Here is a 12,421-nt window from a genome sequence, read left to right as displayed (position 1 = left end):
GCATGGCCCTATGAGTGAGCGTCACGCCGAGGGGACGTCCCGGGAGCTGCACGTGGGCATCGGGGCCGGGGCCGAGGCCGTACGGCCGGCCCCGGGTGACGGGCCGGCGGCTCCCGGCGCGCAGGGCAAGGAGCTCGCCACCGAGGACATGGTCCTCAACATCGGACCGCAGCACCCCTCCACCCACGGGGTGCTGCGGCTGCGGCTCACCCTGGACGGAGAGCTGATCAGCTCGGCCGAGCCGATCGTGGGCTACATGCACCGCGGCGCGGAGAAGCTGTTCGAGGTGCGCGACTACCGGCAGATCATCGTGCTGGCCAACCGGCACGACTGGCTGTCGGCGTTCGCCAACGAGCTGGGCGTGGTTCTCGCGGTGGAGCGGATGCTCGGCATGGAGACGCCGCCCCGGGCCGTCTGGACCCGCACACTGCTGGCCGAGCTGAACCGGGTGCTCAACCACCTGATGTTCCTCGGCTCCTACCCGCTGGAACTCGGCGCGATCACCCCCGTCTTCTACGCGTTCCGCGAGCGCGAGACCCTCCAGGCCGTGATGGAGGAGGTCTCCGGCGGGCGGATGCACTACATGTTCAACCGGGTCGGCGGCCTGAAGGAGGAGCTGCCCGAGGGCTGGTCGGACCGCGCCGCACGGGCCGTCGCCGACGTGCGGCGGCGGCTGCCCGACATCGAGAACCTGATCGTGGACAACGAGATCTTCCTGGCCCGCACCCGCGGAGTGGGCGTCCTGGACCGCGAAACGATCATGCAGTACGGCGTGAGCGGCCCGATCGCCCGCGCCTCCGGGGTGGACATGGACCTGCGCCGGGACGAGCCCTACCTCGCCTACGGCGAGCTGCCGGTGCGGGTCGTCACCCGGGAGGCCGGTGACTGCCACGCCCGGTTCGAGGTGCTGCTGGAGCAGGTGAAGGTGTCCCTCGACCTGGCCGACGCCTGCCTGGAGCGGCTGCGCGAGCTGCCGCCGGGACCGATCAACCAGCGCCTGCCCAAGGTGCTCAAGGTCCCCGAGGGCCACACCTACGCCTGGACGGAGAACCCGCTCGGCCTCAACGGCTACTACCTCGTCTCACGCGGCGAGAAGACCCCGTGGCGGCTGAAGCTCCGCTCGGCCTCCTACAACAACGTCCAGGTGCTGCGCGAGACGCTCCCCGGCCACCTGGTCTCCGACATGGTGGCCATCCTCGGCTCGATGTTCTTCGTGGTCGGCGACATCGACAAGTGACGCCGCCGGCGCCGGACCCGGCGTCTCCGGGGTCTCCGGTGAACGGCGCCCCGGCGAACCGGCGTCTCCGGGGTCTCCGGTGAACGGCGCCCCGGCGAACCGGCGTCTCCGGGATCCCCGGCGAACCGGCGGATCACGACGCCGGACCCGGCCGGCCGCCGGGACGCGGACCTCAGCGCCCGGCTTCCCGGCCCTTCTCGGTGGGGTCCTTGGGCACCCGGCAGCAGTGCTCCAGGTACAGCGCCGCGCAGATCAGCGCCACGCACCCGACGAACGAGCCGCCGGCGATGAGGAAGTCGCGGCGCGGCACACCCTGTTCCAGCAGGTCGGCGGTGTAGAAGGCGAACCCGGCGAAGACGCCCGCGAAGACGGCTCCGCCGTACGCCGACGCCTGGGCCAGGGCCGCCAGGCGGGCCACCGCCATCGGCTCGACGGGTTTGGTGCCCGGCCTGCGCCTGATCCGGGCCCTGGTCATCCACCCGGTGTACGCCTCGCCGATCGCCAGCAGGAAGACCGTCGGGATCGCCGTCCACGGCACGGTCGGCAGGGACGAGTAGAACGGCTTCAGCGCGATCCAGGTGAGGACGCCGAACACGACGATGAGCCCGACGATCACGTCGGGGCGGCTGGGCTTCACTCGGGCCTCTGCAGCGTCAGATCGGCGCGCAGCCGTACACCTTCCTGGTCCAGCCCGGCCAGCAGGTCGGTGACCCGCCGCCCGGCCAGCGTCGCCTCAGGATCGACCCGCGACCACGGCACCAGCACGAACGCCCGCTCGTGCGCCCGGGGATGCGGCAGCGTCAGCTCGGGGTCATCGGAGACGGCATCCCCCACCATGATGAGGTCGACGTCGAGGGTGCGCGCCCCCCAGCGTTCCATCCGGATCCGGCCGAAGGCGTTCTCCACGCTCTGGGCGCGTTCGAGGATCGCCCGGGGGTCCAGGGAGCTCTCGGCGATCACCACCGCGTTGAGATAATGGCCCTGCTCGGGGCCGCCGACCGGGTCGGTCTCGTAGACCGGCGACACCGCGACGAAGCCGAACCCCGGCGCGTCGAAGAGCGCGTCCAGCGCGCCCTGCAGGGTGTCGAAGCGGTCGCCCAGGTTGCTGCCGAGCGCCAGCACGACCTTCATCCGCGGCCCTCCCGGCTTCTCCTGATCGTCACGACCACGTCGTCGAACGGCAGCGGGATCGGCGCGGCCGGCTTGTGCACGCTCACCTCGGCCGACCCCACCGGCTCGTACGCCAGGCAGACGTCGGCCAGGCGCTGGGCGAGCGTCTCGATCAGGTCGACCGGCTCGCCCTCCACGACCTTCACCAGTTCCTGGGCGAGCTCGCCGTAGTGCACGGTCTTCGTCAGGTCGTCGGTGGCCGCCGCGGGGGCGGTGTCGAGGAAGAGCGTGACGTCCACCACGAACTCCTGGCCCAGCTCCCGCTCGGCCGCGAGCACACCGTGCCGCCCTCTCGCCCGCAACCCCCGCACGCTGATCCGGTCGGTGCCGGTCGGGTCCGTCACGCCGCCTCGTCCTCCTCCTCGTCGTCATCACTCTGCAGCACGGGCGAACCGTGGTGCAGCCAGAGCCGCCAGCCCTCCGCCGTCCTGACGAAGGTGTTGCTCGCCACCACCTTGCCCGCGGCGAAGCTGGAATCACCCTCGTCGCCCGCGGTGAGGATGTTCTCCTCGCAGGTGAGGATGGCGACGTCGCCCATCACCATCACCCGGACGTCGGTCAGCACGAACTGGATGTAGGGGGTGTTCGCCATGAGCAGCGCCCAGGAGCGCAGCACCTCCGGGCGGCCCGACACGATCGGCCACCCGGGATGCACGCAGCTCACCTGCCGGCCGTCCATGTCGTCGGCCCAGATCTCGGTCATCCGGTCGAGGTCGGCGTTCTCGATCGCGGTGTAGAACGCCTGGTTGACCGTCTCGACGGCGGTGGTGTCGACGCTCATGATCTCGCTCCCTGGACGGCGGCGGCGACGCGGACGGCGTCCGCGTTCGGGCGTACGTTGTGCACCCGCACACACCACGCCCCCTCCCGGGCGACGATGGCCGTCACGGCGAGCGTGGCGTCGTCGCTGCGGTCGAAGGGCCGTGGCGTACCGTCCGGATCGGCGAGCAGCCGCCCCAGGAAACGCTTCCGGGACGCCCCGATGAGCAGGGGGTGGCCGAGTTCGGCGAGCCGGTCGAGCCCGGCGAGCACGGCCCAGTTGTGCTCGGCGTTCTTTGAGAAGCCCAGTCCAGGGTCGAGCACGATCTGCTCCTCGGCGACGCCCTCGGCCAGCACCGAGGCCACCCGCTTGGCCAGTTCCTCGCGCACCTCGGTCACGACGTCGTCGTAGACCGCGCGGCGTTCCATCGCGTGGCTGTGGCCGCGCCAGTGCATGACCACGTACGCCACGCCGGTCGCGGCGACGACCCTCGGCATCTCCGGGTCGGCCAGCCCGCCGCTGACGTCGTTGACCAGCACGGCCCCGGCGTCCACGGCGGCCCGGGCGACCTCGGCCCGCATGGTGTCGACGCTGACCGCGACGCCCTCGCGGCTGAGCTCCCGGATGACCGGCTCGACCCGGGCCAGCTCCTCGTCGAGCGGCACGCGCGCCGCGCCGGGCCTGGTGGACTCCCCTCCCACGTCGACGATGTCGGCGCCCTGCTCGACCAGTTCCAGACCGTGCCGCACGGCCGCCTTCGGGTCGAACCAGCGGCCGCCGTCGGAGAACGAGTCGGGGGTCACGTTGACCACGCCCATCACCAGGCACCGGCCGCGACCGGGCACCCCCGGCACCTTCCACGTAGTCATGCCGACAAGCCTAGGCGTTCCCCATGCTTCGCCCATATCGTGGGTCCGGCTTGCGAGACGACGGGTCCGTTCCGGCCGGTCGGGGGGCCGGGAGGCGCCGGGACGGCGCGGAGGGCGGTGGACGGCACTTCTCGCGATCATCTCCCGCGTGGGTCGCCTTTCCCGGCCAGCCGATCGAGGAAGCGCTCGAAACAGGAATCGGAGCATGCCGGACGGTCGGCAAGTGTGGCGATACTAACCCGATCCGGGGAGGCCCGACAGCGTTTCCGCCCCTACCGTACGGCGAAGCCCCGCCGGAACCGCGAGGGCGGCTCCGGCGGGGCTTCGAGGCCCGGACCCGGTGGACGGGCGGCCTTGTGGATCCGGTGGACCCGGTGGACCCGGTGGGTCCTGCGGGCCCGATGGGCTCGGTGGAATCAGTGGATGATCAGCGACATCGCCTCGGCGCGGGTCTTCTCGCTGTTGCGGAAGTCGCCGCGCACCGCCGAGGTGATCGTCTTCGCGCCGGGCTTGCGGACACCGCGCATGGTCATGCACAGGTGCTCGCACTCGATCACGACGATGACCCCCCGGGGCTCCAGCACCCGCATGAGCGCGTCGGCGATCTGGGAGGTCATCCGCTCCTGCACCTGCGGGCGGCGGGCGTACACGTCGACCAGCCTGGCCAGCTTGGACAGGCCGGTGACCTGCCCCTTCTGGTTGGGGATGTAGCCGACGTGGGCGACGCCGTGGAACGGCACCAGATGGTGCTCGCAGGTGGAGTACACCTCGATGTCCCTGACGAGCACCATCTCGTCGTGGTCGACGTCGAAGACCGTGGTCAGCACGTCTTCCGGGGTCTGCCGCAGTCCGGCGAACTGCTCGGCGTAGGCGCGGGCGACCCGGGCCGGGGTCTCCTGGAGGCCGTCCCGGTCGGGATCCTCACCGATCGCGATGAGGATCTCGCGGACGGCCTTCTCGATCCGGGCCGAGTCGACGCTCGCCGGCTGTTCGACGTCCACGCTCAGCTACCGTCCCTCGGGGCGGCGTCCGGGTAGACGCCCGACGTACCCGCCGGGAGCGCGCCGTTGCCGGACTGCTCCTTGGGGGTGAGGATCGGCGGGCGGTTGGACGGCAGCCGCTTGCCGTAACCGGAGTAGGAGGGCCGCTTCTCCTTGACGACCACCGGAGCGAAGATCTGGAGGACCTGCTCGCGGGAGAGGGTCTCCTTCTCCATCAGCTCCAGCACCAGGTTGTCGAGCACGTCGCGGTACTCGACGAGGATCTCCCACGCCTGGTCGTGCGCGGACTCGATGAGGCGGCGGACCTCCTCGTCGATCGCCGAGGCGATCTTCTCGGAGTAGTCGCGCTCGTGGCCCATCTCGCGGCCCAGGAAGACCTCGGCCTGGCCGGTGCCGAACTTGCGGGCGCCGAGCTGCTCGCTCATGCCGTACTCGGTGACCATGCGCCGGGCGATGGAGGTGGCCTTCTCGATGTCGTTGGAGGCGCCGGTGGTGGGCTCGTGGAACACGAGCTCCTCCGCCGTGCGGCCGCCCAGCAGCATCGCGAGCTGGTCCATCATCTCCGAGCGGGTCGCGAGGAACTTGTCCTCCATGGGCAGCGTCATCGTGTAACCGAGGGCGCGGCCGCGGGACAGGATCGTGATCTTGTGGACCGGGTCGGAGTTGGGCAGCGCGTGCGCGACCAGGGCGTGACCGCCCTCGTGGTACGCGATGATCTTCTTCTCCTGGTCCGACATGACCCGGGACTTGCGCTCGGGGCCGGCCATGACGCGGTCGATGGACTCCTCAAGGGTCTCCATCGTGATCAGCTTCTGGTCGGCGCGGGCGGTGAGCAGCGCGGCCTCGTTGATGACGTTGGCCAGGTCGGCACCGGTGAAGCCGGGGGTACGGCGGGCGATGACGTCGAGGTCGACGCCCTCGGCGAACGGCTTGCCGCGGCCGTGGACCTTGAGGATGCCCTTGCGGCCCTCCAGGTCCGGGCGGTCGACGGTGACCTGGCGGTCGAACCGGCCGGGACGCAGCAGCGCCGGGTCGAGGATGTCGGGCCGGTTGGTCGCGGCGATGAGGATCACGCCGCCCTTGACGTCGAAGCCGTCCATCTCGACGAGGAGCTGGTTCAGCGTCTGCTCGCGCTCGTCGTGACCGCCGCCGAGACCGGCGCCGCGGTGACGGCCCACCGCGTCGATCTCGTCGATGAAGATGATCGCCGGGGCGTTCGCCTTGGCCTGCTCGAACAGGTCGCGCACCCGGGAGGCGCCGACGCCGACGAACATCTCGACGAAGTCGGAACCGGAGATCGAGTAGAACGGCACCCCGGCCTCACCGGCGACCGCCCTGGCGAGCAGGGTCTTGCCGGTTCCGGGCGGGCCGTACAGCAGGACGCCCTTGGGGATCTTGGCGCCGATCGCCTGGAACTTGGCCGGGGCCTGCAGGAACTCCTTGATCTCCTGCAGCTCCTCGATGGCCTCGTCCGCGCCGGCGACGTCGGCGAAGGTGGTCTTGGGAGTGTCCTTGGTGATGAGCTTGGCCTTCGACTTGCCGAAGTTCATCACCCGCGAGCCGCCACCCTGCATCTGGTTCATGACGAACAGGAAGATCAGCACGATGAGGATGATCGGCAGGAAGCTCACCACGAGGCCGACGAGGATGTTCTCCTTCGGCACGTCGACGGTGTAGCCCTTGGAAAGCTTTCCGGCATTCTGCGCTGTCTGGAGCTGGTCGGCGAGCTGGACCCCCTGGCCGGTCACCCACGAGGAGTAGTAGCGCTTGCCGTCGGCCAGTGTGACCTCGATGCGCTGATCCTTGTCGATGATCTTGGCGTTGGAGACCTTGCCCTCGTTGATCCAGCTGACGATCTGGGACGTGTCCCTCTTCTCGAAGCTGCCGTCACCACCCCACATGGTGCTTACGAGCAAGAGCAAGACGACGATGCCCAGGATCCACAGCAGTGGCCCACGTGTAAATCGCTTGAGATCCATCCGATGCGGAACCCCGGCGGGCCCGTCCCTTCCTGACCATGGCCTGGAGACCCCGGGCGAGCCCGGGGTTGCGGCATCCCTAACCGCTTCCAACTGACTACCCAGAGACGGCGCTGTAGGCCTTCTCTTAGAAGTCCGAAGGTACACCGGCGTGCCGCGCAGGGTAACCGCTCAGGCAGCACCGGCTTTGCCCTACCAACGTACGTCAGGTGGGTGTGTGTTCCCTGCCGCAGCGGGCGATGTCGCCTTTTCGGACGGCCCGCTTCGCGCAGGGCGTACTTTTCAGGCCTCTCCGTACACGTGCGGCGCGAGAGTCCCGATGAAAGGGAGGTTCCGGTAGCGCTCGGAGTAGTCCAGGCCGTACCCGATCACGAACTCGTTGGGGATGTCGAATCCGATGTATTTCACATCGATCGGAACCTTGACCGCGTCCGGCTTGCGCAGCGCGGCGCAGATCTCCACGGAGGCCGGGTTGCGCGACTTCAGGTTGTGGACCAGCCACGAAAGGGTCAGGCCGGAATCGATGATGTCCTCGACGACCAGCACGTGACGGCCCGCGATGTCGGTGTCGAGGTCCTTCAGCACCCGCACGACACCCGAGGACTTGGTACCGGCGCCGTAGGACGACACGGCCATCCAGTCCATCTGCACCGGCAGGTGCAGCGCCCTGGCCAGGTCGGCCATGACCATGACCGCCCCCTTGAGCACGCCCACGATCAGCAGGTCCTGGCCCGCGTAGTCCTCGTCGATCCGGGCCGCCAACTCCTTGATCTTGGCCTGGAGCTCGTCCTCGGAGATGAGGACCCGCGCGAGGTCCTTGTCCATGTCGGCTGCGTCCACCTGGGATTTCCTTACGAAGCGGGACTGGCTGGCTGTCTGGCGAACACCAGGGTGCCATACCGGCGGACCACCCCAATCCCCCCGGGGACCTCCACGCGCCGCTGCCCCCGCCAGCCGGTGACCAGGCTGTCGATCCGCAGGACGTGCCCGGCCGCCAGCGTGCCCGGAGGCGAGCCCGCCTCGACCGCGGCCCGCCGCAGCACCCGCCGGCGGACCGCCGCGGGCGCCTTCTCCAGCTCCGGTACGGCCAGCGCGACCCCGCCGATATCGCTAAGAGCGCAACCGGCGGCGGCGCGGGCGTAGACCTCGTCCGCCCAGCCGTCGAGGGCGTCGGCGTCGTCCCGGCACAGGGACGCGGTCCGGGCCAGCGCCTCGGTCACCCCGGGGCCGAGCTCCTCCTCCAGGGCGGGCAGCAGCCGCCGCCGGACCCGGACGCGGGCGTAGCGGTCGTCGAGGTTGTGCGGATCCTCCCAGGGGGCGAGGCCCAGCGCGGCGCAGGCCGCCGCGGTCGTCCGCCTGCCCAGCTCCAGGAACGGCCGCCGGTACAGCCCGGCACGGGCCGGCATGCCCGCCAGCGACCGGGTGCCGCTGCCTCTGGCCAGGCGGAGCAGCACGGTCTCGGCCTGGTCGTCCCTGGTGTGCCCGAGGAGCACGGCCGCGGCGCCCAGCCGCCCCGCCGCCTCCGCCAGCGCGCCGTACCGGGCCTCCCTGGCCGCGGCCTCCGGTCCCCCGGCGGTGCCGACGTGGACGGCCGCCGCCTCGGCGGGGTCGAGCCCGAGGGCGTGCGCCAGCCGTACGACGTCGGCGGCCCGGGCGGCGGAGCCCTCCTGCAGGCCGTGGTCGACGGTCACCAGGCCGGCGCGCAGGCCCGCGCGGGGCGCGGCGAAACCCGTGGCGGCGGCCAGCGCCAGGGAGTCGGCGCCGCCGCTGCACGCGACGAGCACGAGAGAGCCGGGCGCGAGATCACCCAGCGCGTGCCGTACGGCACGGCGGACGTCGGCGACGGCCGGAGGCGGACCCATGCCCGTCATTGTCCGGCCTCAGGGCGACCGGCGGCGCCACCGGCCTCGCCGAAGCCCGTCGTCAGCCCTCGGCGCCGCCGGGCTTCGAGGTGTCCCCGGTGTCCGGGGTGCCGTCTCCGGTGTCGGGGGTGCCGTCTCCGGCGGCGCCCGCCTTCGGGGCGGCGCCGTCGCCACCCGCCGGAAGGGGCGTGCCGCCGCCGGCCCCGGGAACGGTCCTCGCCTCGGCCACCCTGGCGACCCACCGCTCGGGGTGGGCGATCTCGTCCGTGGTGGGGAGGGTCTCGGGAGACGCCCAGACCTTGTTGAAACCGTCCATGCCCACACGGTCGACGACCGCGCGGACGAAGGCGGAGCCCTGGGCGTACTGCTTCATCTTGAGGTCGATCCCGAGCAGCCTGCGGATCGTGCGGTCGAACCGCGAGCCGCCCTCGCGGCGGTGGTGGAACTTGCCGCGGATCTCGGCGACCGAGGGGACCACGGACGGCCCGACGGCGTCCATGACGTAGTCGCCGTGCCCCTCGACCAGAGTCATCACCGCGGTGAGCCGGTCGAGGATCGCCCGCTGCTCGGGCGTCTGGATCGCGTCGATCAGGTTGCCCTCGCCGCCCCGGACGGCGTCGGCCACCGCGTCGGCGGCCGAGCGGAACCGCTCCAGGAGCGTGCTCAGGTCGATGTCCGAGGCGAGCAGGAACTGCGTGGTCTGGGAGCGGACGTATTCGCGCAGCCACGGGACACCGGTGAACTGCACCCGGTGGGTCTCCTCGTGCAGGCAGACCCAGAGGCGGAAGTCGTCCGGGTTGACGTCGAGCTCCTGCTCGGTGTGCACGATGTTGGGGGCGACCAGGGTCAGGCGGCCGGTGGGCGCCTCACCCCTGGGATCCGGCGGCAGGAACAGCTCGTACTGGCCGAGGACGCGGGACGCCAGGAAGGCCAGCACCGCGCCGACCTCGACGCCGGTGACGCGCGCGCCCATCGAGGTCACGATCGCCGGGGTCTGGGCCCCGCGGGCGGCCAGCCGGTCGGTCAGCGGCTCCAGCACCACCCGGAAACCGTCGACGTTGGCCTTGATCCAGCCGGGACGGTCGACGATCGTCGCGGGCTGTGGCGCGGTCTCGGTGTCGATTCGGGTGAACTCGCGGACGTGCCCCTCGGCCTCACGGGACAGCCGCCGCAGTTGCGCGACGGCCTGGCGGGCCTCCTCTCGGCTCACTTGCGGCCCGGGGCGCACCAGGCGCGTTCCGGTCGCTACGGCAAGATCCCAGTCGATCACCTGCATACCGTCCACCGTACGTGGTGAGCGTCCTGATCGCGCCATCCGCGTCGTCCACGTCGCGGGAAGCCGTGGGAATCGGCCGCCGGCGACGGCGCGGCCATCCCTGAACGGTCCCGCGCCGGGCATCCCTGAGCGGTCCCGCGCCGGGCGCCGGAGCCGTCCCGGCCGCGGGAGCACGACGACCGGCGGCACGCACGGTGGGCACCGGCCCGCGGCGGGCGTCAGCTCGCGGCGACCGTCGCGGCGAGCCTGTCGAGGGCCGCCTCCGCCTTGCCCCACCCGGGCGGGACGTCGTCCGCCATGAAGGCGAACGCCACCAGCCGGCCCTCCCGCGTGGTCGTCACGCCGGTCAGCGTGTTGACGCCGTTGAGCGTGCCGGTCTTGGCGCGGACCAGGCCGTAGACGGAGTGGTTCTTGGTGAAGCGGTGGCCGAGGGTGCCGGTGAACCCGGCGATGGGCATGCCGCTGATCGCCGAACGCAGGTGGGGGTTGGCCGGGGAGGCCGCCAGCGCGACCAGCCGGGCCAGGCTCGCCGGGGCGATGCGGTTGTCGGGGGACAGCCCGCTGCCGTCGAAGACCCGCACGCCCTGGGTCACGCCCAGCCTGGCCAGCACCTTCCGCACGGCCGCCGCCCCGCCGTCGAAGGAGACCGGCAGGCCCTCCTTGAGGGCGACCTGCCGGGCCAGCGCCTCGGCCAGGTCGTTGTCGCTGAGCGTCAGTGCCCGCTCGACCAGGGCGTAGACGGGCGCGGAGTCGACCCTGGCGATCTCCTGGGCGCCGGCCTGGGCCCTGGCCCGTGTGGCGCCGCCGCCGGAGACCGCGACGCCGTACTTGGGCAGCAGGGCGGTGAACACCCGGTACGCCGTCCGGGAGGGGTCGGCGACCCGCTGGCGGACGCCCGGCGTGACCCTGCCCTCGTCGACCATGAGGGCCGTGACCGGGGCGGCCTCGCCGTCGGGGATGTAGTTGGGCTTCCAGGACGGGGGGACGCGCGGGCCGGTGTAGAGGCTGTCGTCGTAGGTCACGGACACCTTGGTGATCCCGGCAGCCTTCAGGGCCTTGGCCGTCCGCCGGGCGAGGACCGGCAGGGACGCCTGAACGGGGTAGACCGGACCGGCGAGCGGCTTGGGACCGGCGAGCGTGGGGTCGCCCCCGCCGACCAGGACGATCGAGTTCGCGGTCGTCCCCCGCACCACGCGCGTGCTCAGCCTGGTGTCCGGCCCCAGGGAGGCCAGCGCGGCGACCGAGGTGGCGACCTTGGTGGTGGAGGCCGGGGTGATGCCCGTCTCGGCGTCACCGGCGAAGATCACGCCACCGGTCTGGACATCGAGGACCGCTCCGCCGACCCTCTTGCCCAGTGCGGGGTCCCCCAGCGCCTTGGTGAGAGCCGCGGTCAAAGTACCCTTGGCAGGGAGAGGTCCGTTCCCCCCCGAGACCAGCACCGGACCCGCGGTGACGACCGGGACGGGAGGCGGCTCGGCCGAAGCGGTCGATTCGGGCGCCTTCTTGGTCAGCAGGTCGCTGGTGAGCAGGTGGGCACCGGCCGCGACGACGAAAAGCTGCAGCAAGACGAGAGTGACCAAGGCCACCAACCGCTCGCGCCGCATCACGTCGCCGACCTTTCGCCAAACGGTACCCAACAGGTTCAACGCCTACGAGACACTAATGCCCATCCGGGTGTACCCGGGGGCTTGAGCGGAGGAACAGCGGTGGAGTTCGACGTTCTCGTTGAGATTCCCAAGGGACAGCGGAACAAGTACGAGGTGGACCACGAGACCGGACGGATCAGGCTCGACCGGCTGCTCTTCACCTCCACGCAGTACCCCGCAGACTACGGCTTCATCGAGAACACCCTCGGTGAGGACGGCGACCCCCTCGACGCGCTGGTGCTGCTCCAGGAGCCGACCTTCCCCGGCTGCCTGATCAAGTGCCGCGCGGTCGGCATGTTCCGCATGACCGACGAGAAGGGCGGCGACGACAAGGTCCTGTGCGTCCCGGCCACCGACCCCCGGATGGAGCACATCCGCGACATCCACCACGTGGCGGAGTTCGACCGGCTGGAGATCCAGCACTTCTTCGAGGTCTACAAGGACCTGGAGCCCGGCAAGTCCGTCGAGGGCGCCAACTGGGTCGGCCGGGTCGAGGCCGAGGAGGAGATCGCGCGCTCGATCAAGCGGGCGGAGACCGCCGGCGAGCACTGAGCGGACGGTCACCGGCTCGGCGGTCGCCAGACGGGCGATCGCCGAGCCGGCGGTCACGACGCGGGTGGC

General features: G+C 71.3%; 13 protein-coding genes. 2 read left to right on the top strand and 11 right to left on the bottom strand.

Annotated elements, in window-relative coordinates:
* Window positions 1–10: 10 nt before the first annotated feature.
* On the top strand, window positions 11–1,237 hold the full coding sequence (locus IEZ10_RS14790) for an NADH-quinone oxidoreductase subunit D (protein ID WP_189247055.1): 1,227 nt from the start codon (window positions 11–13) through the stop codon (window positions 1,235–1,237).
* Between the two features lie 172 nt (window positions 1,238–1,409).
* On the opposite strand, the gene IEZ10_RS14785 is transcribed toward IEZ10_RS14790, so the two are convergent.
* The 11 genes from IEZ10_RS14785 to dacB form a co-directional block, all read right to left on the bottom strand.
* Window positions 1,410–1,874 (bottom strand): DUF3180 domain-containing protein, encoded by a 465-nt coding sequence (locus tag IEZ10_RS14785; protein WP_189247054.1) that lies wholly within the window; start codon window positions 1,872–1,874, stop codon window positions 1,410–1,412.
* Window positions 1,871–2,368, bottom strand: a complete 498-nt coding sequence (gene folK / locus IEZ10_RS14780; RefSeq protein WP_189247053.1) for a 2-amino-4-hydroxy-6-hydroxymethyldihydropteridine diphosphokinase — start codon at window positions 2,366–2,368, stop codon at window positions 1,871–1,873. The genes IEZ10_RS14785 and folK overlap by 4 nt, the downstream gene beginning before the upstream one ends.
* A complete protein-coding gene (folB, locus tag IEZ10_RS14775) occupies window positions 2,365–2,751 on the bottom strand; it encodes a dihydroneopterin aldolase (protein ID WP_189247052.1) in 387 nt (128 codons plus the stop codon). Before folB ends, folK begins: the two co-directional genes overlap by 4 nt.
* Entirely contained in the window at window positions 2,748–3,188 is a 441-nt protein-coding gene (locus IEZ10_RS14770) for a nuclear transport factor 2 family protein (protein ID WP_179821967.1), read from the bottom strand. Before IEZ10_RS14770 ends, folB begins: the two co-directional genes overlap by 4 nt.
* Window positions 3,185–4,036, bottom strand: a complete 852-nt coding sequence (gene folP, locus IEZ10_RS14765; protein ID WP_189247051.1) for a dihydropteroate synthase — start codon at window positions 4,034–4,036, stop codon at window positions 3,185–3,187. Before folP ends, IEZ10_RS14770 begins: the two co-directional genes overlap by 4 nt.
* Window positions 4,037–4,452: 416 nt before the next feature.
* On the bottom strand, window positions 4,453–5,037 hold the full coding sequence (folE, locus tag IEZ10_RS14760) for a GTP cyclohydrolase I FolE (RefSeq protein ID WP_373287397.1): 585 nt from the start codon (window positions 5,035–5,037) through the stop codon (window positions 4,453–4,455).
* A gap of 2 nt (window positions 5,038–5,039) precedes the next feature.
* On the bottom strand, window positions 5,040–7,016 hold the full coding sequence (gene ftsH, locus IEZ10_RS14755) for an ATP-dependent zinc metalloprotease FtsH (protein ID WP_189247050.1): 1,977 nt from the start codon (window positions 7,014–7,016) through the stop codon (window positions 5,040–5,042).
* A 282-nt stretch (window positions 7,017–7,298) separates the two neighbouring features.
* The gene (gene hpt, locus IEZ10_RS14750) at window positions 7,299–7,856 is read right to left on the bottom strand and encodes a hypoxanthine phosphoribosyltransferase (protein WP_229811268.1); all 558 of its coding nucleotides are present in this window, start codon (window positions 7,854–7,856) and stop codon (window positions 7,299–7,301) included.
* An 11-nt stretch (window positions 7,857–7,867) separates the two neighbouring features.
* Complete coding sequence (tilS, locus tag IEZ10_RS14745) at window positions 7,868–8,878, bottom strand: tRNA lysidine(34) synthetase TilS (RefSeq protein ID WP_189247049.1); 1,011 nt, start codon at window positions 8,876–8,878, stop codon at window positions 7,868–7,870.
* A 61-nt stretch (window positions 8,879–8,939) separates the two neighbouring features.
* On the bottom strand, window positions 8,940–10,154 hold the full coding sequence (locus IEZ10_RS14740; RefSeq protein WP_189247048.1) for an Rv3626c family coenzyme F420 biosynthesis-associated protein: 1,215 nt from the start codon (window positions 10,152–10,154) through the stop codon (window positions 8,940–8,942).
* A 218-nt stretch (window positions 10,155–10,372) separates the two neighbouring features.
* Complete coding sequence (dacB, locus tag IEZ10_RS14735; RefSeq protein ID WP_229811267.1) at window positions 10,373–11,719, bottom strand: D-alanyl-D-alanine carboxypeptidase/D-alanyl-D-alanine endopeptidase; 1,347 nt, start codon at window positions 11,717–11,719, stop codon at window positions 10,373–10,375.
* Between the two features lie 141 nt (window positions 11,720–11,860).
* Between dacB and IEZ10_RS14730 the strand changes: the two genes are divergently transcribed.
* On the top strand, window positions 11,861–12,352 hold the full coding sequence (locus tag IEZ10_RS14730; RefSeq protein WP_179821953.1) for an inorganic diphosphatase: 492 nt from the start codon (window positions 11,861–11,863) through the stop codon (window positions 12,350–12,352).
* The last annotated feature ends 69 nt before the right edge of the window (window positions 12,353–12,421 follow it).

The organism is Streptosporangium pseudovulgare (assembly GCF_014648055.1).
Classification (GTDB): domain Bacteria; phylum Actinomycetota; class Actinomycetes; order Streptosporangiales; family Streptosporangiaceae; genus Streptosporangium; species Streptosporangium pseudovulgare.
This window is presented reverse-complemented; position numbering and strand designations above follow the sequence as displayed.